Origin of the sequence: Fusobacterium sp. FSA-380-WT-3A (assembly GCF_012843705.1) — a bacterium.
GTDB lineage: Bacteria > Fusobacteriota > Fusobacteriia > Fusobacteriales > Fusobacteriaceae > Fusobacterium_B.
Genome location: NZ_JABAFQ010000005.1, coordinates 52,708 through 76,699 on the forward strand (window position 1 = coordinate 52,708; position 23,992 = coordinate 76,699).

Consider the following 23,992-nt stretch of genomic DNA (forward strand, 5'->3'; position numbering starts at 1 on the left):
TTTATAGAAAATAATTTTTTTCAATAAAAAAGAAACTATTGTCTTTTTTTCTAACAACAGTTTCTTCTATTTAAACTATTTATTTTGTGTCTATAAATATTTTTTATTCTTGTATAGGTTTTTTAATATATCCTAAAATTATAGCTGTTACTAAAGAACCAACTACAATTGAAACTAAATACATTATAGGATTTGTTACTACTGGTATTACAAATATTCCTCCATGTGGTGCTGGTAATTGAGCTCCAAAGAACATTGATAATCCTCCAGCAATACTTGAACCTATTATACAAGCTGGAAGTACTCTAGCTGGGTCAGCTGCTGCAAATGGAATAGCTCCCTCTGTTATAAATGATGCTCCCATTACATAACAAGTTTTTCCTGCTTCTCTTTCATCTTTTGTAAACTTATTTTTAAATATTGTTGTAGCTATTGCTATTCCTAAAGGTGGAACCATTCCTCCAGCCATTACAGCTGCATGTGGATAATAATTACCTGCTGATATCATTGCAATTCCAAATGTAAAAGCTGCTTTATTTATTGGCCCTCCCATATCAACAGCCATCATTCCTGCTACAATTATTCCTAATAAAATTAAGTTTCCTGTTCCAAGTCCATTTAAGAAAGATGTCATTCCTGTATTTAAAGCAACTACTGGAGAAAGAATTACTTTATACATTAAAGCTCCTGTGATAAAAATTCCAAATACTGGATAAAGAAGAACTGGTTTTAATCCCTCTAAACCTTGTGGTAGTTTTTCAAATACTTTCTTTAAAAATACTATTGAATATCCACCTAAAAATCCACCTATTAATGCTCCTAAAAATCCTGCTCCATTATTTGCTGAAATAAGTCCTGCTACCATTGCTGGAGCAAATCCTGGTCTATCAGCTATACTCATTCCAATAAATCCAGCCATAACAGGAACCATTAAGAAGAAAGCATTTCCTCCACCAATATCACTTAATAATTTTGCTAATGGATTAAATGATGGGTCACTTGGGTCTACTGCTTTTATTCCAAACATAAATGATAATGCTATAAGAATTCCTCCACCTACAACAAATGGTAACATATTAGAAACTCCAGACATTAAATGTTTATAAAAACCTTTTTTCTCTTTTTTACCATTTATATTATCTCCTGTATTTTCTGCTTTGTATATTGGAGATTTTTTATCTACAGCATTTTTTATTAATTTTTCTGGACTTTTTATTCCTTCAATAACAGGAACAATTTCCACATGTTTTCCATCAAATCTTGTCATTTCAACATTTTTATCAGCTGCTACTATTATTCCTTTAGCATTTTTTATTTCTTCTTCTGTTAATTGATTTTTTACTCCTGTAGAACCATTAGTCTCCACTTTGATTTTTATTCCCATTTCTGTAGCTTTTTTCATCAGTGAATCTGCTGCCATATATGTATGGGCTATTCCTGTAGGACATGCTGTAACAGCTAAAACCTCTGGAAGTTCATTTGTAATTTCAATTTTTTCTTCAACTTTTTCCTCTGTTTCTTTTAATAATATCTCTAAAACTTCATCTTCTGTCTTTGCATCTAATAAAGCTTCTCTTATATCATCATTTAATAATAAAGTTGTCAGTTTTGATAATACTTCTATATGAGAATCTGCTGCATTACTTGGGGCTGCTATCATAAAAAATAATTTAGAAGGTTCTCCATCTAAAGATTGATAATCTACACCTTCTGAAGACCTACCAAAAGCTATACTTGGTATTTTTACTGCTTTTGTTTTGGCATGTGGAATTGCTATTCCCTCTTCTAATCCTGTAGAACTTTGAGCTTCTCTTTTTAAAATTTCTTTTTTATACTCTTCTCTATCATTTAACCTTCCATTACTCATAAGCATATCAATCATTTCATCAATGACTTCTTCTTTTGATTTTGCTTTAAGATTTAAGTTAATACAATTTTTAATAAGCATGTCCTTTAACATTTTTTACCTCCTGTATTTTATAGTTTTTTTATTTGAATTTCTTTTAATAACTTTTCCATATTTTCAAAAGTAGTTAATCCTTCTGAAAAAGCTGTAGAACTTCCAGAAGATATTCCATATTTATATGCCTCTTCTATTTCTTCCCCTTTAACTACTCCATATAATATTCCAGCTACCATTGAATCTCCAGCTCCTACTGAACTTATTAATTTTCCTTTTGGTACATTTCCTCTATAAATTCCATTTTTAGTTATTAATATAGAACCATTTTTTCCTAAAGAGATTAATACATTTTCACTACCTAATTCCATCAATTTTTTTCCTGCTTCTATTATCTCATCATCTGTAGAATATCTTTCTCCAAAAAATTCTTCTAATTCATGATTATTAGGTTTTACTAAAAATACCCCCTCTTTTAAAACATCTCTTAAGGAGTCTCCTCTTGTATCAACAAACACTTTTACTCCATTTGGTAATTGTTTTATTATTTCTACATATACATTTCTTGGCAAAGATTTTGGAATACTTCCTGATAAAACTAATATATCCTCCGATTTTATATTTTTTATTTTTTCTAAAAATATTTTATATTCTTCTTTTAAAATATCAGGGGCTTTTCCTGATATTTCGCTTTCTTTTTCATTAGTTTTCATCTTTATATTTATTCTAGTATCTTCTTTTATTTGTACTAAATCCTGTTGAATTCCATATTCTTCAATATTTTTTCTTATATACTCTCCTGTAAATCCTCCAACAAAACCTAAAGTTACACTTTCTACATCAAAATTTTTTAAAACTTTTGATACATTAATTCCCTTTCCTCCTGGAAGAGTATAGGCATCTTTTAGAGAATTTAATTCTCCCTCTATAAACTTATCCATAGATAGATAATAATCAACAGCTGGATTTAAAGTTACTGTATATATCATATTTTTTCTCCTTTTGATTGTTTTTGATTGATTTATTTATTTTCTAATTCTTCAGGAATATTTGTATCTGATATTAATATTCCATCATTTAATTTTGCAAAATTTATAAAAGTTTTATTAAAAAATTTTGTATGGTCACATAAGAAGAAAACTTTTTTTCCACGTTTAACTGCTTCTGATTTTACTATTACTTCTTCTGGGTCTGGAGTAGAATATCCATCTTTATCAACTCCATTGGTTCCTAAAAAAGATATATCAAAATTAAAGTTTTTTAACATTAGTAAAGCTGTAACTCCAACAATAGCTCCTGTTTTTTCCTTTAATTTTCCACCTAAAATATATACTTCTATATTTTTTAATTTTAATAAATCATTTACATAATGATATCCATTTGTAACAACTTTTAAATCTCTAAACTTAGAAAGATATTTTATCATAGCCCCTGTCGTGCTTCCTGCATCTAAATATATTGTCTGTCCATCTTCTATATATTCTACGGCTTTCTTTGCTATTATCTCTTTCTCTTCTATATTTATTAATTTTTTATAATCTATATCCTCTTCTTTTGTATCTACTAAAACAGCTCCACCATGAACCCTTTTTATTTTTTTCTTAGCTTCTAAAAAATTTAAATCTCTTCTTGCTGTTGCTTCAGAAATCTTTAATTCTTCCACTATTTCATTAAGTCTTATATTTTTTTTCTGTTTTATTAGTTCTAAAATAAGATTATATCTCTCTACGCTTAACATATTTTTCTCCTTTTTTTCTATAATATCATATCTTTTTTAAAAAATCAATCTTTTTCTTTAAAATTCAATCAAATTCTTTCAGAAATTAAAATAAAAAAAAGCTACATTCTAAATTTATAAAATAAAAATTTTTGAATGTAGCTACAAAATTATATTTTTTTAGAATCTGATATTTTTAGCAATAGTTCCATATGAAAGCTCTTTTGCTGGTGTAATTGTTGTTACAGAGTCAATATTTACTAACATATAAGTTTCTGGTCTAGTTTCTACTAATAAAAAATTATCTTTTTTTTCTATTATTTTTATTCCATAATATTTTTTTGCTCCTGTAACTATATCATACTTTTCAGAATTTAATTTTTTTAGTAAATCCATCATAATCTATCACTTCCTTTTAGTAATTTCTCTATATTTTAATTTTATATTATTTTTATTTTTTGTCAAGTTTTTAATTAATTTATTCTAAATTATGCTATAATACATGTAAAAATAAATTAGGAGGAAATATTATGCCATTAACATCAAAAGAATTATTAAAAGAATCTCAAATGCGTCGCACTTACAGAAAATTTTTACCTGAAAAAGTTGATTTAGAAGTTATAAAAGATTGTATTCTTACAGCTGGTACTGCTCCAAATGGTGCTAATAAACAACCTTGGCATTTTTCTATTATCACAAATGAAGAATTGAAAAAGAAAATAAGAGAAAAAGCTGAAGAGATTGAAAAAGATTTTTATGAGAATAAAATTTCAAAAGAGTGGAAAAATGATTTAGAAAAATTAACTTTATCCTATGAAAAACCTTTTTTAACAGAAGCTCCTTGTCTTATTGGAATTTTTAAAGAAAATTATCTAAAACTTCCTGATGGAACAATTGATAAAAACTATTATCCTAATGAATCGATAGGAATAGCTATAGGATTTTTGATAAATGCTCTTAGAAATGCTGGTTATACTTCTCTTACTTACACTCCATCTCCAATGCTTTTCTTAAAAGAAATCCTTAATCGCCCAGAGGGTGAGCAACCTGTAATGATATTAGTAGTAGGAAAACCTGATACAACTTATGAATTACCAAAAATAACAAAAAAATCTTTTGAAGAAATTGCTGATATTATAGATTAAATTTTAATTATAAAAAAGCTACTGTAGTTTTATTTACAGTAGCTTTTTATTTTATTCCATATTAATTTGATATTTTTTTATTTTTTCTTCAACTTCCTCTCTATTGATTATATCAATATTCATAGGTTGTTCATTAAAGAAAATTTCAATAGGTTGTTCACCTTTAAATTTACAGTATCTTGAAAATAAATCCTTTGCAAATTGAATTTCTTCAGAATTTAAATCTCCATATCCTATTATATAAGGTCCCCCTACTCCTTTTCCTCTTATAAAAAAGCTTCCAAAAGTTTTATAATTTACTATTATATCATTATCCTCTTTTGTTCTACCTACAAAAAGATATTTCTTTTCTCCCAATCTAAAAAATCTTCCTGTTTTTAAAATATGAAAAATACTTGAATACTCTTCATATAATAATCCATCTTCTTCTATTAATTTTAATCTTTTAGAATATCCAGGGTCTGTAAGTAAACATCCACCACCTGGCATAGGATAATCTTTTACTCCTAATTCTTCAGCCAATCTCATTTGTGGTTTTCTACTTCTACCTTCTATATCCAATAATTTTTCCCTATCAATTAATCCCTCTCTTTCAGGTTTACTCATTGGTAATTTTTTTGCTGAAAGAGGTCTAACAATTAAATCAGATATATTTGATAAAGCTTTTACTTTTTCTAATGCTTGTGAGTTTTGTGACATTGGTCTTTGTCCTAAAACTTCTCCAGAAATTATAAATTGTGCGTCATATTTCTCTAAAAGTTCTCCAGCCACTTTAAACATTAAAGCATGACAATCTATACAAGGGTTCATATTTTTCCCTCTTCCATATACAGGGTCTCTCATAATATCCATATGCTCTTTACTAAAATTTACATATTCTAATTTTACTCCTAATTGTTTTGCCATAGCTTCAGCCTTTTCATTTTTACCACCAAAAAAATGTGATACAAAATTTAAAGCTATTACTTCTATCCCTTGATTTGCTACTACTTTTATAGCTAAAGCACTATCTAATCCACCTGAAAATAGTGCCAATGCTCTCACTTTTTTATTTTCCAATGTTATTTTCCAGCCTCTCTAAAAAATTTTTCTGTATTTCTTTGTCCCTCAAATAAAACTCTTTGATTTTTTGGAACTGATACATAAACACATTTACTAATCTCTACTAGACTAGCTTCTTTCATGCTCATTGCCCCACTTAAAAAGTCTATAACTCTTTGAGCAGTTTCACTATCTAACTCCTCTAAATTTAATGTTACTATTTTATTTTCTTTAATATATCTAGCTATTTTTTTACTATCTTCAAAACCTTTTATTCTAGAAACTACATTTTGATAAGAAGTTACATCAACATAGTTTTCTATTCTTCTTTCTTTTCTTTCTTCTACTTTCTCTACCTTTTCTACTTTATAAGTTTCTTTTTCGTTTTCCTCTCTTAAGAAATTTTGATATGGTTCATCTACAACAGATTTTTTAGTTTCTGCTTCAACTTTAGGCTCTTTTATTTCCTCTATTTCAATTTCTGTGTCCTCTTCCATTTGGTTAAGATTTATTTTTTCATCTTTTTCTACTTGTTCATCCTCTTCTAAATCTATTCCAAATCCAAAAAGATTATTAAGTAGTCCTTTATTTTTTTTCATTTTTCCTCCTTATTCATACAACTTACTTCCAATTCTTATTATAGTTGCTCCCTCTTCTAAAGCAATCTTATAATCTCCACTCATACCCATAGAAAGTTCTTTCAAATTGTTATTAAATTTTTCATTAACTTCATCTCTAATTTCTCTTAATTTTCTAAAACTTCCTCTTATTAGATTTTCATCTTCTGTATTAGGAGCCATTGTCATAAGTCCACATATATTTATATTTTTTAATTTTATTAATTCATCCATATCTTTATAAAATTCTTCTAGCTGATATCCCTCTTTAGAATCTTCCCCTGAAAGATTTATTTCGATTAAAACATCTATTTTTCTTCCTAGTTTTTCAGCTCTTTTATCAATCTCTTCTGCTAAAGATAATTTATTTATTGAGTGAATCATATCTATAAAATCAACTATATATTTGACTTTATTTTTTTGTAAATTTCCTATAAAATTCCATTTTATTTTACTTTTTTCTTCTCCAAGTATTTCTAATTTTTCTTCTAATACTTGTACTCTATTTTCTCCAAAAGAAAAAACTCCATTTTCCATAAGTTCTAACATTTTCTCTCTTGTTACAACAGGATATTTTGTTACTGCTACAAGCTTCACTCTTTCAGGATAGATAGAATATTTTTTTATATCCTCTAATACCTCTTGAACATTTTTTGTTACTGAACTCATATTTGTCACCTCTTATACAAATTCCTCAAAAACTTCATTAGCTAAAAAAAGACCTTTTTCTGTTAAAATATACCTAATTTCTCCATTAGATTCTATTTTTTTTAAATATCCATCTTTTAATAGTTTATCATATATTTTATAAAATTTTTTGTCACTACTTTCTAAAATTCCCTCTTTTAAAAGCCTTAATCCCACCAAATGTCTATACTCTTCTTTTTGTTCCTCTGATACTTTCTCTATATCTTCTCTTGGTAATATCCCTTTTTTTATCATCTCATAATACTCTTTAAAATTAGAAAAATTTTTATATCTTATATCTTCAAAATATCCAGAAGCTCCTAATCCAACACCTATATATTCTTGATTTTTCCAATATTTAGTATTATGTCTAGCCTCTTTTCCCTCTCTACAAAAATTAGAAATTTCATAATGGATATAACCTTGCTTCTTACTTTTTTCTATTATCATTTGATACATATCAGCTTCTAAACTATTGTCAGTTTCCTTATATTCACCTTTTAATAATTTTTCATAAAATAGCGTTCCCTCTTCCCAAATAAGTGAATATATGGAAAAATGTTCTGGATTTAATAAAAATAATTTATCTAAATCTTTTTCAACATCATCTATATTTTGTCCTGGCAATGAAAACATTAAATCTAAAGATATATTTTTAAATCCAACTTCTCTAGCCATTTTATAAGTATTTATCCCGTCATCAATGCTATGAATTCTACCTAATTTTTTTAAAAATTCTTCATTAAAAGTTTGAATTCCTATACTAAGTCTATTTATTCCAATTTTTTTTAATCCTTTTAATTTTTCTTCATCAACAGTTTTAGGATTTACCTCTAAAGTTATTTCACTATTTTCATCAAAAGATAACTCTTTTAAAATCTTTTCTATCTCTTCTATTTTTAATATAGAAGGTGTCCCTCCACCAAAATATATTGTATCATATTTTATTTTAGGATATAATTTTATTTCATTTATTAATTCATTTATATATTTTTCTCTTTCAATCTCATTACTTTGAAAAGATAAAAAATCACAATATCCACATTTTCTTATACAAAAAGGAATATGGATATATATTGCATCTATCAAAATTCTCCTCCTACTTTTTTTTATTATACCATACAATAGAATAATATTATATCATATTATTTTCAATTTGTTATTTTTTATTTCAATTATTTTAAGAAAAAAAGTTGGAAAACAAAATTTTCCAACTTTTATTTCTTATATTTTATTTAAAATTTTATAAACTATCTACAAATTTTACAAATCCCTCTTTAACAACCTCTAATTTTTCTTCAGACTTTTCTTTAGAATCTGCTTTTACATAGATATAATATTTAATTTTTGGTTCTGTTCCAGAAGGTCTTACAGTTATCTTAATATCATCCTCTAATATAAATTGTAATACATCAGATTTTGGAAGTTCTATAGTTTTTCTTTCACATTTTTCTAGATTGATTTCTACACGTTTTTCAAAATCTTTTAATGTAAGAACTTTTTTACCTAAAATTTCTGTTATTTCTCTTTCTCTTAATTGTTCCATTATATGAGCAATTTCTTTTGCTCCATCCATTCCTTTTTTAGTAACAGAAACTGTTGATTCTCCATACCATCCATATTTTTCATAGATTTTTTCTATTTCATTAGCTATAGATGTTCCTTGACTAGCATAGTAAGCTCCTATTTCAGCAAGTAAAAGTGAAGCTACAACAGCATCTTTATCTCTTACATGAGTTCCTTTTAAATATCCTATAGACTCTTCAAATCCAAATAGATAAGTTCCATCTAACACTTTATTTTTAAACTCTTCTATTTTTTCTCCAATATATTTAAATCCTGTAAGAGTTCTATAAACTTTTACTCCATAAGCTTTTCCTATCTCATCTAGTATAGGGGTAGAAACTATTGTTGAAACAACTGCTCCATTTGTAGGTAATGGTTTTGTCATTTTTAAAATATATTCCATAAATAACATTCCAATTTGGTTTCCATTTGGATAGAACCATTTTCCCTCTTTTGTTTTTACAGCTATTCCTGTTCTATCTCCATCTGGGTCATTAGCTATACATAAATCTGCTCCAACTTCATCAGCTAATTTTGTTGAAAGAGCAAATACTGTAGTATCTTCTGGATTTGCATAAGAACAAGTTGGGAACATTCCATCTGGTTGCTCTTGTTCTTTTACTACATATACACTTTCAAATCCCATTTCAGCTAATATTCTTTTTACAGGTCTTCCAGCTGTTCCATGTAATGGAGAGTATACTATTTTATAATCTTTTTTACCAGGAATATCTACATGAATAGCTTCTTTTTTAACTTCTTCTATAAATCTATTATCTAATTTTTCTCCAACTATTTCTAATAGTCCTTTTGCTTTAGCCTCTTCTTCTGTAACCATTTTTATCTCTGCAAAATCTTCTATTGCATTAACTGCATTGATTATTCCAGAAGCTTGAGGTTCTACTATTTGTCCTCCAATATCCCAATAAACTTTATATCCATTATATTCTTGTGGGTTATGAGAAGCTGTTACCATTATTCCAGCTTGAGCTTTTAATTCTCTAACTGCAAAAGATAATTCAGGTGTAGTTCTTAAAGATTCAAATAGATATGATTTTATTCCATTTCCTGCTAATACAAGAGCTGAGTTTACTGCATATTCATATGACCCAATTCTACAATCATAAGCAATAGCAACTCCTTTTTTCATTCCCTCTTCTCCAGTTGTTGCTATTAAATAATTTGCTAACCCTTGAGTAGCTTTTCTAACCATATATTTATTTATTCTATTGGTACCTACTCCTCTTACTCCTCTCATTCCAGCAGTTCCGAAACTTATATTAGTATAAAATCTTTCTTGTATTTCTTTTTCATTTCCTTCTAACTCTCTTAATTCTTTTTTGTCCTCTTCATCAATGTAAGGTGAGTTTAACCAAAGGTTATACCCTTTTAAAGTTTTTTCATCCATACTTGTCCCCCTTTATTGTGTTAGTTTATTTTATAATTAATTCTTCTTTTAAATATTTTATAAGTTCTTCTCTTGTTTCTTCATTTCTTAAACCAAATTCAATATTTGCTTTTAAAAGACCTATTTTATTTCCAATATCATATCTTTTTCCTTGAAAATTATGTGCTACTACTTTATTTCCATCTTTTAACATTTTTAAAATAGCATCTGTAAGTTGAATTTCTCCACCTTTTCCTGGTTTTGTTTCCTCTAAATATTTAAAAATTTTTCCATCTAATAAATATCTTCCAAGGCAAGCAAGAGTTGAAGGAGCTTCATCTATAGCTGGTTTTTCTATAAAATCTTCTACCTCCACTGTCTTATCATCTAATTTTAAAAATGGTTTTACTATTCCATATTTAGAAACATCTTTTTCAGGGACATTCTGAACTCCTAATACACTAGCCCCATATTTTTCATGAATGTCCATTAATTGTGATGTAGCTGTTTTATCATTATAGACAATATCATCTCCTAGAGCTATTACAAATGGCTCATCTCCAATAAATGGTTTTGCTTTTAAAATAGCATGCCCTAATCCTAATGGGTGATTTTGTCTAACATAATATATATTTGCTAAATTTGAAAGATGTTTTACTTTTTCTAATAAATCTTCTTTTCCTTCTTCTTTTAATGTTTCTTCTAATTCAAAAGAATAATCAAAATGGTCCTCTATAGAATTTTTATTTCTTCCTGTAATTATAACTATATCTTTAATTCCAGATTCAACTAATTCTTCTACTATATATTGTAAAGAAGGTTTATCAACTATAACTAACATTTCTTTTGGTTGAGCCTTAGTAGCTGGTAAAACTCTTGTTCCCAGTCCAGCTGCTGGTATTACTGCTTTTGTAACTTTTTTCATCCCCATCCCTCCAAAAATTTATTATTTTATTTTTGAACCTACTTTTACTGATGAATCTATTTCTACTAATTTAATTCTTTTCTTTTCTTCTGAACTTAAAAGCATTCCTTGAGAAAGTTCTCCTCTTAAAACAACAGGCTCCAAGTTTACAACTGCTAATACTTTTTTTCCAACTAACTCTTTATATTCTGGATAATATTTAGCAATTCCTGATACTATTTGTCTAATATTTTTTCCATCATTTACTTTAAATTTTAAAAGTTTATCAGAACCTTCTACTTTATCAGCTTCTAATATCTCTACAACTTTTATTTCTACTTTTGAAAATTCATCTATATTAATAGGATTTTCTATTTTTAAATCTTTATTTACAGGATTTTTTTCTTTAACTTCTTTTTCTACTTCTAATCTTGGGAATATTGGAGAAGCATTTCCTAATTTATGTCCAACTTCTAATATATTCCAAGGTTTTACATTTTCAACTAATGCTTTTTCTATATCATCAGTATATCCTAATTGATTCCATATTTTTTGTCCAGCCTCTGGCATATATGGAGCTACTAAAACTGCTACTTTATATAGAGATTCAACTAACATATTCATTACTGTAGCAAGTCTTTCTTTTTTACTTTCATCTTTTATTAACAACCATGGAGTAGTTTCATCTATATATTTATTCATTCTAGAGATAAATTTCCAAATAGTTTCTAAAGCTCTTGAAAATTCTAATCTTGACATCATATCTTCCACTTGAACTAAAGTTTCATCAAATAATTTTTGAGCTTCTAAATCTATAGCTTCATACTCTCCAGTTTTTACAATCTCTTCACCAAAATATTTTTTATACATTCCTAATGTTCTATTTAATAAGTTTCCTAAGTCGTTAGCAAGGTCTGAATTTATTCTTGTAACTATTGCTTTTGTTGAATAATCTCCATCATTTCCAAAAGAAACTTCTCTTAATAGATAATATCTAAAAGCATCTACTCCATATTTTTTTACTTCTTCTAATGGAGCTACAACATTTCCTTTAGATTTTGACATTTTTTCACCTTCAGAAGTCCACCACCCATGAGCAACTATCTTATCTGGCAATTTAACTCCTGCCGATAACAACATACAAGGCCAAATTATAGCATGGAATCTAACTATATCTTTTCCTAATAGGTGTACAACTTCTCCATTTTCCCATCTTTTTTGGAATTCTTCAGGATTATTTTCATATCCCACTGCTGTTAAATAGTTTGTTAATGCATCAAACCAAACATAAGTTATATGTCCAGGTGCAAATTCAATAGGGATTCCCCATTCAAATGTATTTCTTGAAATTGATAAATCTTGTAGCCCTTGTTTTATAAATGATATAACTTCATTTCTTCTTGAACGAGGTAAAATAAAATCTGGATGTTCATCTATATGTTTTAATAGTGCATCTTGATATTTAGACATTCTAAAGAAATAAGATTCCTCTTTAACCATTCTTAATTTTTTTCCACAGTCAGGACATTGGTCTTCTCCAACTATTTGATTTTCAGGAACGAAAGTTTCACAAGAAACGCAATATTTTCCTTCATATTCTCCCTTGTAAATATCTCCTTTTTCATAAACAGTTTGTAAAATTTTCTTTACTGCTTTTTTATGTCTTTCTTCTGTAGTTCTTATAAAATCATCATTTTTTATATTTAAAGCTTTCCACATTTCTACAAATCTAGGAGCCATTAAATCTGTCCACTCTTGAGGAGTCATTCCTTTAGCTTTAGCAGTTTCCTCTACTTTTTGTCCATGTTCATCTGTTCCTGTTAAGAAATATACATCATAACCCATTGTTCTTTTATATCTAGCCATTACATCAGCTGCAATAGTTGTATAAGCACTTCCTACATGTGGGTCTCCATTTACATAATATATCGGTGTTGTTATATAAAAGTTTTTACTTTCCATTATCTCTCCTTTATTTTTTTCTCTGCTAATTCATTTATATCATTTAATTTTTGTTCAACAATTTTTTGATATTCTTCTACAGAAATATCTTTTGATATTTCCATTGGCTCACTTATTATGCAAATTACTTTGGAAAAAGGTTTTGGAATTTGGCATTTATCCCAAGTTTTTGATAATACCCATTTTTTACTGTAAGCTGCTCCCATAAAAACCATTGGCTTTTGTGATTTTTGAGCAACATATATCATTCCATGTTTTGCTTCAAAGGCTGGTCCTTTTGGTCCATCTAAAGGAGTTCCTATTGTATAACCCTCTTTCACTGCTTTAATAAGTTGAACTAGACCTTTTACTGAATCTTTTCCAGAAGACCCTCTTATCATTTTATATCCTAATTTTTCAAGAGGAACAGAAATTAATTCTCCATCAGCTGAAGGACTAGCAAGTCCAGCTCTCTTTTTTATAAATCCCAAAGCTAATACAGTAGATACTACTTTATTATGCCATAAAGCTAATACATAATTTTTATCATCTTCTATATTTTCTTTTCCTATTATTTCTATCTTAAGAGTTAATTTTATTATCATGATAAAATAATAGACTAACATTCCATAAAATCTATACATTCTTTCACTTTCTCCTATATTTATATTTCGATTATATCATCAAAAAAAACAATTTGCAAGAATTATAGAAAACAATTTCTCAGACTTTACAAAAAAAGCTACTATCTTTCTTGAAAATAAGATAATAGCTTTTTATCTATTTAGACTAGAATAATCCTGGAATATTCATTCCACCAGTTACTCTTGACATTTCTTTTTCAGATAATTCTTCAGCTTGTCTCATAGCTTCTTTTACAGCAGAAAGAACTAAATCTTCTAACATTTCTTTATCTGATACAGCATCTTTTATAGTTTCTTCTGATATTGAAATACTAATAACTTCTTTTTGTCCGTTAGCTTTTACTACTACAGCTCCACCACCAACAGATGCTTCAACTTCTTTCTCTTTTAATTCTTCTTGTATTTTTAACATTTCTTGTTGCATAGCTTGTGCTTGTTTTATTATATCCATTTGATTTGCCCCAGCTTTAGCTGTTTTTAATTTTCTTACCACTTTTAAATCCTCCTAAGTAATTTGTCTCACACAAAATATTATACATAATTTTAAAAATTATTTCAATAGTAAATTTCTAAATTTGGAGCATAAACTATAGGTTTATAAAAAAATTCTTCTAAAAATTCATCTTTTTGTAATATTTTTTCTACACTACTATTTAATGAAAGTTTTGAGAATATATATTTAGGTAAAAATTTTCTAAATATTTCTTCTAATTTTCTACTTTCTAAACTTTCTATAACTGTATAATCTTTAAGTTCTAAATCCTTAGCCAAATCAGATATAGTTTTTTCTAATCCACCAATTTCATCTACAAGCCCAATCTCTTTCGCTTCTTCTCCTAACCATACTTTTCCTTGAGCTATTTTCTGAACATCCTCTATTTTCATATTTCTACCTAGAGCAACTTTTGAAATAAATTCTTCATATCCTTCTAAGCTAGAATAATATATTTTATCTATTTCCTCTTTAGATAAAGGTTTTGTTATATCATATAGATTTGTAAATTTTCCATTACTAATCTCTTCATAATTAATTCCTATTTTTTCTACTAATTTTGAAACATCTGGAATTATACTTACAACTCCTATTGACCCTGTTATAGTTTCTTTATTAGCATAGATTTTATCTCCAGCTGAAGCTATATAATATCCACCAGAAGCAGCAACTCCTCCCATAGAAATATAGACAGGTTTTTCTATTTTTCTCACAGCCTCATATATTATATCTGAATCAAGTGCTGAACCACCAGGAGAGTTTATTCTTAAAACAATCCCTTTTACATTTTCTAGTTTATCAGCTTTTAATAGTTTCTCTTTTATCATATCAGCTTCTATTTTATTTTCTAACTGTGGATTATCTCCAGAAGTTATAGTTCCTTCTGCATAAATTATAGCTATTTTATCTTTATTTTCTATAATTTTGTTATAATCAATTTCCTCTGCCAATCTTTCAAAATAATCATCAATTGTTATTAATTCTTTTATGTCTTTTTTTTGTAAAAATTCTTCATAATACATTACTTCATCTATAATTTTATTTTCTTTTAAAATTTCTGGAGTTGCCATTACAAAATCTCCATTTAAAACTTTTTCATTAAATTTTTCATCCTTTATATTTCTAGTATTTTCTATATTTGAAATATAATTGTTATGTAATTTATCCAATATTCTTGTTGTATTCTCTCTAAATTCTTGACTCATTTCTGATGAAACATAAGCTTCTCCAAAAGATTTATAATTTCCTATATGAATTACATTAGCTCCTATAAATAATTTATCTCCTAAATTTTTATAATATGGATAACGAGCAGAATATCCACTTATATATGAATGAGCCCATTTATTATTAGGCATTATTATCTCATTTCCAATAAGAGCTAAATTATAATTATGATTATCTAACCCTTCTGAATAAACATATATTTTTTTATCTTTTTCTTTTAATTCTTTAGTTTTTTCTTTTAATTCTTCAATTTGAGCTCTATTCAGTCCAGTATTTCCTAATTTTAGTACAATACCTTGTACCCTTTTATCTTTTTCTATCTTGTCTAATTTATTTAAAAGTCCATAAAAATTAATCTTATTATCTATATCAAAAGGATTTTTTATTTTATTTTCTAGGACTTTATTATCTAAAGAAATTTCCAAATAAACTTTATCTGGTACTGCTGGTTTTCTATTGTCTATTTTTATAAGTTTACTTATTACAAAAATAGCTAATCCTAAAATTATTAATCTAAACATAGATTTAAAAAGTTCGATTAATAAAAATTTAATTAAATTTTTTATTTTTTTGAAAATTCTTTTACCCTTTCTTTTTTTATAAGATTTTTTTTCCTCTTTTTTTTCTACAAATTCTTCATTGATATTATTTTCCAATTTCTCCACCCTTTTTATTAATAATTATAAAATACACTTCCACCTATAAATTCTTTTAGTATTGAATCACTTGGTACTAAAGATGATTCTATATCTACAAAGCAACTTAAAAGTTCCACTAATTTCTTAGCCTCTTCATATTGTGGGGATTCTATATCTATTTTTATAAGTTCTCTTATAGCATACGGTTTTAATATTCCCAATTCATAACTTAAACTTGAATTAAAAATAGCATCTGCATCTTCTTGGAATGGAAATATCCATTTTTCTTCCCCTTTTCTAATGGAATTCCACATTTTTAATGTTTCTTCCCCTTCTGTATCTCTAGATAAACTATCTCTAACTATTCTTCTTATTTTTCTTACATCTGTTGTATGTACTCTATTATGTCTATCCATATTTGTTTGTGTTAAGCAACTAATATAAATTTTATATTTATTTTCTCTAGGAATATATTTCGTAAGTTCATCATTTAATCCATGAATTCCCTCTATTATAATTATTCCACCCTCTTCTAATTGTACTTTATGCCCTTTTGCTTTTCTTTCACCTGTAAAGAAATCATATAAAGGTAATTCAGTTTCCTTTCCATCTATTAAATCTTTTAAATTCTTATTTAAAAGTTCAATATCCAAAGCATAAATAGTTTCAAAATCTTTGTTTCCATTTTCATCTAGTGGAACATTTGCTCTTCCAACATAATAATCATCTAAAGATATTGCTAAAGTTTTTATTCCACAAGTTTGAAGATGAAGTCTTAATTTTTTTGATAATGTAGTCTTTCCTGAAGAAGATGGTCCTGCTATTGTAACTATTTTTATATTTTTATTTTTCATAATATCGTTAGATATTTTATTTATTTTTTTACTGTGTAATGTTTCGTTTAACATAATAAGTTCTGCAATCTCTTTATTAAAGACTTTTTTATTAATACTTCCAGCAAAATTAATACCCATTATTTTTTCCCAAGTATTTCCTTCCTGAAAAGCTTTTGCTATTTTTGGGGTATCTTTCATTGGAGCTATTTCCCAATTATAAACTTCCATTGGAGTCTTCAAGATAAAACCATTATTGTATCTATACAAATCAAAATCTTTTATTTTTCCAGTTCTTTTTTCTGGTGACAAATAAAAATAATCTATATAATCACCTATTTTATACTCTCTAATTTTTGCCCAACCACAATTTTTTAAAAGTTCTTGTATATCTTCTCTTGGAATATCTTTTCCTTTTTCTTTTAATTTTTCTATATCATCAATTGTCATTTCTATAGGTATATCTTCTAATATTATTTTTTTCATTTCATCTTTTATTTTTTCATACTCTTTTTTTGTTAAAGAAACTAGCTCTCCATCAAAAAAAATCTCTCCATAAGAACCATTATTTAATGAATTTTGAATTTCTACATCATAATCTGGATATAATTTCCACATAGCTTTTAAAAAAACTAATTTTATTGTTTCATATTGTCTACTTTCTATAATCTTGCTCATAAACTCCTCCACAATAAAGATTTTTTTATAATTATATTATATTGACGGATTTTTAACAAAATTTGTTCTCTTTTTTTAAAAATTAATAAAAATAAAAAATTATTATAATTTTTTGATTAAACAAAAACTTAAGATTTTTTATTTTAATCTAAGTATATCATTTTCTTAGTCATTCCTCCATCAACTAAAATATTTGCCCCATTTATAAAATCATTTTCTTCATCACTTAAAAATAAACAAAGGTTTACAATATCCTTAGGTTTTCCAACTCTTCCAGATGGATGTTGTTTATGGTCTTTTTCTCTTAAATTTTCATAATCTTCTACTTCTATCCAACCTGGACTTATAGCATTAACTGTTATTTTAGTTCCACTAAGAGATACACAAAGGGTATTAGTTAAAGATACAAGACCTCCTTTAGAGCTTCCATAAGCTTCCCAATCAGATTCATTTTGATGATATCTTGTAGAAGCTATATTTATAATTCTTCCAAAGTCTGCATCCTCATTTATTTTTATAAACTCTTTACAACAAATAAAACTTCCTCTTAAATTTGTATTTATAACTTCATCAAATTCATTAATTTCTATTTCATTTATAGATTTATTAAATTTACTGATAGCTCCATTGTTAATTAAAATATGTACCTCTCCAAATTTTTCTTTAATCATTTGAAAAATATTTTTTATTTCTTTTTCATTTTTTAAATCTACCTTAAAAAAATGAATATTTTTATTTTTAATTTCATTTTCTTTTATTTCTAAAATATCTAAAGCAAAAACTTCATATCCTTTTTTACTAAATCCTTCTACAAGTGCTTTTCCAATTCCTCTAGCTCCACCAGTAATGATGACTTTTTTCATAATATTTTTTTAACTCCTTTTTTATTTTAAAGTTTTTATAATAATAAAAATATATAAAAGTTTTAAATACTTTTTTTATAATTTTTACATATTTTTATTATACTATAGATTTATAATTAATTTTACTTTTTTCTTTTCATACTTTAATATATTATTTTTATACTAAACATATTAAAAGGGCTATTTGAAAATTTTCATCTCCAAATAGCCCCCTATATTATGTCGATCGTAGGTCATCTACTCCTTCCATCGAAATATTTTATTTTTTAATAAAATATCCGTTATCTTTTTTACATCTATAATTAATTTTTTCATATTCTACTACGACTACCTCTATATACCATTTTCTTTTACTTCAAATACTTTTTTCTAAATAATATAATCTTCTTAGAACTTCTTTATCTTTGCTATATAGTTTCATCTTAAAATAATTTTTTTCCTTACCACCAATACCAAAAATGAGAATATTCCTTATTATAATAAGGTCCCACGAATATTAGCTTTTTTTGATGATAATCTCAAAAATTATTAAATATATAGAATACTTTTTCTTGTCCTCTGAAAATAATCATATAACTTTATATGTTATTTTCTAATTTGCTTGTCCCACTGGACTCACCTCCATATCTTTTATTTACTAATTTATACCTCACAAATTTTATTTTGTCAATAGTTTTTTTAAAAAAAATTTATTTTATATATATTTTTTATGTTTTTTTCATAAAATTTAGTAATATATAAAGTTTTAAAAATTATTTTTATTTTTTATAAGAGAATTCTATTTTTTAATAAAAAATGATTGCCAATTTCTTGGCAACCATTTCTTTTTTATCTTTATTTAATTTTAGTGTTTTTTAGAATATTTCATAGAGTCAAATGCAACTGCTGCTATTATGATAGCTCCTTTTATGATATATTGCCAGTAAGGACTTACTCCTACATAAGTTAATCCATAGTTAATAACTGTTAAAATTATAACTCCTGTGATAACTCCTGAAATTCTTCCAACTCCTCCATAGAATGAAACTCCTCCAATAACACAAGCTGCTATTCCATCCATTTCATACATAAATCCTAAGTTGTTAGTAGCTGAACCAATACGTCCTGCTTCTAAGAATCCTCCAAATGCATAAAATACTCCAGATAAAGCATATATTATTATTAAAGTTGCTATTACATTTACTCCTGATACTCTAGCTGCCTCTGGATTTCCTCCAACAGCAAATAAGTTTTTACCAAATTTTGTTTTATTCCATAATGTCCACATTATTGCTGTACAAATAGCTGCATAAATTATTAAATATGGTAATGTAAATCCAAATATATTAAATGAACCTTGAGCAAAGCTACTATAATTTTTACTAAATCCAGATATTGGAGATGCTCCTGCAAAATCATAATATAATGAGTTTAATCCATAAACTATTGTCATAGAACCCATAGTTACTATAAATGGATGAAGGTTTAAAAATGCTACTACAGCTCCATTAAAAGCCCCTATTATAGCTCCTACTACCATTACTATTAATATAACAACAAATACTGGTAATTCTCCTAATTCAGGATAAACTTTATGAACATTTGTTGAAGCTTGTAAAAGTGTTGCTGATATAACAGCTGCAAACCCAACTTGTCTTCCTGCTGATAAGTCTGTACCAGTTGTAACAATAAGTCCTGCTACTCCAAGAGCTATAATTGCTCTTACTGAAGACTGAGTCAAAATATTTTTGAAGTTTCTAATACTTAAAAAAGATGGCTCTTTTATAATTATTAAAACAAGCATTGCAAATAAAACTAAATACAATCCACTTTGGATTAAAACTTTTTTGATATCTACTGTTCCTTCTTTTGTTCTTGGTAAATTCATAACTATCTCCTTAATTAATTTTGATTATAAATATTTTGCAGAAAGAGTTAAAATCTCTTCTTGTGTAGTTTCACTTGTTTTTACTATTCCAGCAACTCTTCCATTACTCATTACTAATATTCTATCTGTAACTCCTAAAAGTTCAGGCATTTCTGATGAAACCATTATAATACCTTTATCTTTTTTAGCTAACTCTATCATTAATTGGTAAATTTCATATTTAGCTCCTACATCAATTCCTCTTGTAGGTTCATCTAGCATCAATACATCAGGTTGTGTTAAAAGCCATCTTCCTAATATGACTTTTTGTTGATTTCCTCCAGAAAGAGTTCCTATTTGTGTTCCTTGAGTTGGAGTTTTAACTCTCATACTATCTATAACCCATTTTGTATCTTCTATCATTTTTTTATTATCTAAAAGCCCTAAAACTTTAGTTTTATAAGAATCAAGATTTGAAATTATAGAGTTTACTTTAATATCTAGCATACTAAATATTCCTGTTGCTCTACGTTCTTCTGTAACAAGAGCAAATCCATTTCTAATAGCTTCTTTAGGATTTTTATTTCTTACTTCTTTTCCATTTATTATTATTGTTCCTGAAGATTTTTCTCTTACACCAAATATAGTTTCTATTACATCAGTTCTCTTAGAACCTACAAGTCCTGCTACCCCTAAGATTTCTCCTTTATGTAATTCAAAAGAAGCTTCTTTTACTGATGGTTGATTTAATGCAGTTAGATTTTCTACTTTTAATATAACCTCTTTTACACTATTATCTTTTTTAGGGAAACGATTTGTTAAATCTCTTCCAACCATCATATTTATAATTTGGTCAGTTGTAAGATTTTCTACTGATTCTGTTGCTACCCATTTTCCATCTCTCATTATAGTTATATCATCAGATATTTTTTTAATCTCTTCCATTTTATGAGAAATATAGATAATTCCACATCCTTCTTTTCTCAATTTATTTATAATTTTAAATAAATGTTCTACTTCATTTTCTGTTAAAGATGAAGTTGGTTCGTCCATAACTATTATTTTTGAATTATATGACACAGCTTTTGCTATCTCTATCATTTGTCTTTGTGAAACTGATAAATCAGCAACTTTCATACGAGGGTCTACATTTATATCTAAATCTTTAAAGATTCTTACTGTATCATCATACATTTTCTTTTCATCTACAAATAAACCTTTCATAGGAAATCTTCCAAGCCAAATATTGTCAAGAACATTTCTTTGAGTTACTTGGTTTAATTCCTGATGAACCATTGAAACTCCATTTTCCAAAGCATCTTTAGCTGATACAAAGTTAATTTCTTTTCCATCTAAAGATATTTTTCCACCATCTTTTTTGTAAATTCCAAATAAACATTTCATAAGAGTTGATTTTCCAGCACCATTTTCTCCCATAAGTGCATGTACACTACTAGGTCTTACTTTTAAGTTTACTCCATCAAGAGCTTTTACTCCTGGAAACTCTTTAGAAATATTTTCCATTTCTAACAAATATTTTCCATTCACCATTTTATCTCCTTCAAATAATTTTTTAAAATTTTAAATTCAGCCCTCACTAAATTTAAAATTATAAAAATTTATATTTATTAATTTTGACACAGTATCTTTATTTTACAAGAGAGAGTGTTTCCACTCTCTCTTTAAATTTAAAGATGTTTCTATTTTTTATTATTTATATTCAGCAACATTTGTTTTGTCTATTCCAATACTTGGAACTAATAATACTCTATTTTCAAGAACTAAATTTGTTCCTTCAGCAGCATCTTTTCCAGCTGCTAAGTTTACAGCTATATCAAATGTTCCTTTTCCTTGTCCTTTAGCATCGTTTAAAACTGTTCCAGCCATTTCTCCAGCTTCTATTTTAACTAAAGCTTCTGGTAATGCGTCAACACCAAATACTGGTAATGATTTTCCAAATGCTTTTTGAGATTCTATTGCTCCTAAAGCCATTCCATCATTGTTACATAAAATAACTTCTATTTTACTTCCGTTAGGTCCTGATAACCATGCATCCATTTTGTCTTTAGCCATTGCTGTATCCCACATAGCTGTATCTAGATGTAATTCTTCTGTTTTGATTCCCATTTCGTTAAGAGTTTTTATAGAATAAATTGTTCTTGCTTCTGCGTCTGGATGTCCAGGTTCTCCTTTAAGCATTACATATTGGATAACTCCATCTCCGTTTAAGTCTAAAGCTGGATTTTCTTTCCATAATTTAGCTACTAATTCTCCTTGAGCAATTCCTTGAGCATTAGGGTCAATTCCTACATAATAAGCTTTATCATAAGAATTCATTACTGCTTCAGATGGTCTTCTATTATAGAATACTACTGGAACTCCTGTAGGTTTAATTTTGTTCATTACAACTTCACCAGCTGCTGGGTCAACTAAGTTTATAGCTAAAGCATCTACTCCTTTTGACAACATAACATCTATTTGCTCATTTTGAGTTGTTTGGCTATTTTGAGAGTCATTCATTTGAAGGTCTACTTTATCTGCTACTTTTTCAGCTTCTTCAGAAACTACTTTTCTAAATAAAGCTATAAAGTTATCATCGTATTTATAAGCTGTAAGTCCTACTCTTAATTTAGGTGCTTCTTCAGCTTTCTTTTCTCCTCCACATCCTACTAGTCCTGCAGCTAATACAATAGCTCCTAATAATAATCCTGTTTTTTTCATAACAAATTACCTCCTAAGTTTTTTTGTTTCTTTTTCATTTTATTTTAAAAACTTTTATTTTTCTCTTAGATGTTTTTTTTATTATTTTTGTCTATTTTAAACTAAAAATAAACTTTGTTTTTTGTTTATATACATTTTTATTGTTATATATTTTTGATTTTTCAGGTAAAAATTTTATAACATCTGGATAATCTTGAGTTTCTATACAAAATCCCATATGATTTTCTGCTTTTATACCATTTGACAATATTTCAGCATCTTTTACATAGTTTCCTGTATATATAACTCCTACTGGTTGGTCTGTAATTACTTCCATAACTCTTCCAGATTTTTCATCTATAAACTTTGCAACTATTTCATCTTTTCCATTAAATATAAAGGGATGGTCTAAACCATTTCCAACAATTTTTATTTGTTCATCCTCTGAATTAAATATTTCAGAAAATTTTTTACCTTTTCTCATGTCCATTATAGTATTTTCTACTTTAGATATTCTTATAGGCAAAGTTGCTTTGTCTACTTCTATATATTCATCACAATGAAGCTCTATTATTTGTTCATCTACCTTTTCTTTTAAATCTCCACTTAAATTGAAATATGAGTGATTAGTAAGATTCATATAAGTATCTCTATCTGGTATTCCTTCATAATCTATTTCTAAAATATTCTTATTTAAAGTATAAATTACTTTTAATTTTATCTCTCCTGGAAAATTACCTTCTAAATGAGGAGAAATTCTTGTTAAAATTAAACTTAATTTATCTTCTTCTTCCTTTTTTTCTACATTCCAGATTTTTGCAGCATAGTGCTCTGGATACCCATGTAAATTATTGTTCCCGTTATTTTTTTCAAGTTCATATGTTTTTCCATTTATCATTAATAATCCATCTTTTATTCTTCCAGCATTTCTTCCAACTATAGCTCCAAAATGAATTCCAACTTTTTTTTCGTAATCTTCTATATTATCAAAACCTAATACTATATTTTCAAAATTTCCATTTTTATCAGAAGTTATTATTTTTCTTATAATTCCTCCATAATTTAAAATTTCAACCTCTAAAAATTCATTTTTTAAAGTATAAGCTTTAACTTCTTGATTTTTTTTAGTAAGTCCAAAATATTTTTCTATAATTTTCATTTTTAT

The 23,992-nt window shown here is 27.0% G+C and carries 21 protein-coding genes; 1 reads left to right on the top strand and 20 read right to left on the bottom strand.

The genetic code is table 11. The features are described 5' to 3' along the window. Positions 1-103: 103 nt before the first annotated feature. The 4 genes from HF862_RS04860 to HF862_RS04875 form a co-directional block, all read right to left on the bottom strand. Complete coding sequence (locus tag HF862_RS04860; RefSeq protein WP_170186803.1) at positions 104-1,960, bottom strand: fructose-specific PTS transporter subunit EIIC; 1,857 nt, start codon at positions 1,958-1,960, stop codon at positions 104-106. A 17-nt stretch (positions 1,961-1,977) separates the two neighbouring features. After that, positions 1,978-2,889: a 1-phosphofructokinase gene (gene pfkB, locus HF862_RS04865; RefSeq protein WP_170186804.1), complete on the bottom strand. Its 912-nt coding sequence runs from the start codon at positions 2,887-2,889 to the stop codon at positions 1,978-1,980. A 32-nt stretch (positions 2,890-2,921) separates the two neighbouring features. Then, positions 2,922-3,638 (bottom strand): DeoR/GlpR family DNA-binding transcription regulator, encoded by a 717-nt coding sequence (locus tag HF862_RS04870; RefSeq protein ID WP_170186805.1) that lies wholly within the window; start codon positions 3,636-3,638, stop codon positions 2,922-2,924. A gap of 159 nt (positions 3,639-3,797) precedes the next feature. Beyond that, on the bottom strand, positions 3,798-4,016 hold the full coding sequence (locus HF862_RS04875; RefSeq protein ID WP_027129361.1) for a hypothetical protein: 219 nt from the start codon (positions 4,014-4,016) through the stop codon (positions 3,798-3,800). A gap of 131 nt (positions 4,017-4,147) precedes the next feature. Here HF862_RS04875 and HF862_RS04880 point away from each other — a divergent pair, with 131 nt between their 5' ends. Further along, the gene (locus HF862_RS04880; protein ID WP_170186806.1) at positions 4,148-4,762 is read left to right on the top strand and encodes a nitroreductase family protein; all 615 of its coding nucleotides are present in this window, start codon (positions 4,148-4,150) and stop codon (positions 4,760-4,762) included. A gap of 51 nt (positions 4,763-4,813) precedes the next feature. Here HF862_RS04880 and HF862_RS04885 read toward each other — a convergent pair whose 3' ends face one another. The 16 genes from HF862_RS04885 to HF862_RS04960 form a co-directional block, all read right to left on the bottom strand. Further along, complete coding sequence (locus HF862_RS04885; RefSeq protein WP_206039021.1) at positions 4,814-5,821, bottom strand: 7-cyano-7-deazaguanine synthase; 1,008 nt, start codon at positions 5,819-5,821, stop codon at positions 4,814-4,816. A 2-nt stretch (positions 5,822-5,823) separates the two neighbouring features. Then, positions 5,824-6,402, bottom strand: a complete 579-nt coding sequence (locus HF862_RS04890) for a cell division protein SepF (RefSeq protein ID WP_170186807.1) — start codon at positions 6,400-6,402, stop codon at positions 5,824-5,826. A gap of 9 nt (positions 6,403-6,411) precedes the next feature. Beyond that, complete coding sequence (locus HF862_RS04895; RefSeq protein WP_170186808.1) at positions 6,412-7,089, bottom strand: YggS family pyridoxal phosphate-dependent enzyme; 678 nt, start codon at positions 7,087-7,089, stop codon at positions 6,412-6,414. Positions 7,090-7,101: 12 nt separating this feature from the next. Next, positions 7,102-8,196 carry a radical SAM family heme chaperone HemW gene (gene hemW, locus HF862_RS04900; protein ID WP_170186809.1) on the bottom strand — a complete coding sequence of 365 codons (1,095 nt, stop codon included), beginning with the start codon at positions 8,194-8,196 and terminating at the stop codon, positions 7,102-7,104. 154 nt (positions 8,197-8,350) lie between these two features. Then, positions 8,351-10,081 (bottom strand): phospho-sugar mutase, encoded by a 1,731-nt coding sequence (locus HF862_RS04905; RefSeq protein ID WP_170186810.1) that lies wholly within the window; start codon positions 10,079-10,081, stop codon positions 8,351-8,353. A gap of 25 nt (positions 10,082-10,106) precedes the next feature. After that, entirely contained in the window at positions 10,107-10,985 is an 879-nt protein-coding gene (gene galU / locus HF862_RS04910) for a UTP--glucose-1-phosphate uridylyltransferase GalU (protein WP_170186811.1), read from the bottom strand. 21 nt (positions 10,986-11,006) lie between these two features. Beyond that, entirely contained in the window at positions 11,007-12,926 is a 1,920-nt protein-coding gene (metG, locus tag HF862_RS04915; RefSeq protein ID WP_170186812.1) for a methionine--tRNA ligase, read from the bottom strand. Next, positions 12,926-13,549 (bottom strand): lysophospholipid acyltransferase family protein, encoded by a 624-nt coding sequence (locus HF862_RS04920; RefSeq protein ID WP_170186813.1) that lies wholly within the window; start codon positions 13,547-13,549, stop codon positions 12,926-12,928. Before HF862_RS04920 ends, metG begins: the two co-directional genes overlap by 1 nt. Positions 13,550-13,694: 145 nt before the next feature. Beyond that, a complete protein-coding gene (locus HF862_RS04925) occupies positions 13,695-14,042 on the bottom strand; it encodes a YbaB/EbfC family nucleoid-associated protein (protein WP_170186814.1) in 348 nt (115 codons plus the stop codon). 62 nt (positions 14,043-14,104) lie between these two features. Beyond that, on the bottom strand, positions 14,105-15,925 hold the full coding sequence (gene sppA, locus HF862_RS04930) for a signal peptide peptidase SppA (RefSeq protein WP_170186815.1): 1,821 nt from the start codon (positions 15,923-15,925) through the stop codon (positions 14,105-14,107). A gap of 17 nt (positions 15,926-15,942) precedes the next feature. Beyond that, positions 15,943-17,418, bottom strand: coding sequence for a nucleoside kinase (locus HF862_RS04935; protein ID WP_170186816.1), 1,476 nt, complete (start codon positions 17,416-17,418; stop codon positions 15,943-15,945). Positions 17,419-17,561: 143 nt separating this feature from the next. Next, a complete protein-coding gene (locus HF862_RS04940) occupies positions 17,562-18,281 on the bottom strand; it encodes an SDR family oxidoreductase (protein WP_170186817.1) in 720 nt (239 codons plus the stop codon). 844 nt (positions 18,282-19,125) lie between these two features. Next, positions 19,126-20,148, bottom strand: a complete 1,023-nt coding sequence (gene mglC / locus HF862_RS04945; protein WP_170186818.1) for a galactose/methyl galactoside ABC transporter permease MglC — start codon at positions 20,146-20,148, stop codon at positions 19,126-19,128. A gap of 24 nt (positions 20,149-20,172) precedes the next feature. Continuing rightward, positions 20,173-21,678, bottom strand: coding sequence for a galactose/methyl galactoside ABC transporter ATP-binding protein MglA (mglA, locus tag HF862_RS04950; RefSeq protein WP_170186819.1), 1,506 nt, complete (start codon positions 21,676-21,678; stop codon positions 20,173-20,175). A gap of 159 nt (positions 21,679-21,837) precedes the next feature. Then, positions 21,838-22,848: a galactose/glucose ABC transporter substrate-binding protein MglB gene (gene mglB, locus HF862_RS04955; RefSeq protein ID WP_170186820.1), complete on the bottom strand. Its 1,011-nt coding sequence runs from the start codon at positions 22,846-22,848 to the stop codon at positions 21,838-21,840. A 91-nt stretch (positions 22,849-22,939) separates the two neighbouring features. Then, entirely contained in the window at positions 22,940-23,986 is a 1,047-nt protein-coding gene (locus HF862_RS04960) for an aldose epimerase family protein (RefSeq protein WP_170186821.1), read from the bottom strand. Positions 23,987-23,992: the final 6 nt, after the last annotated feature.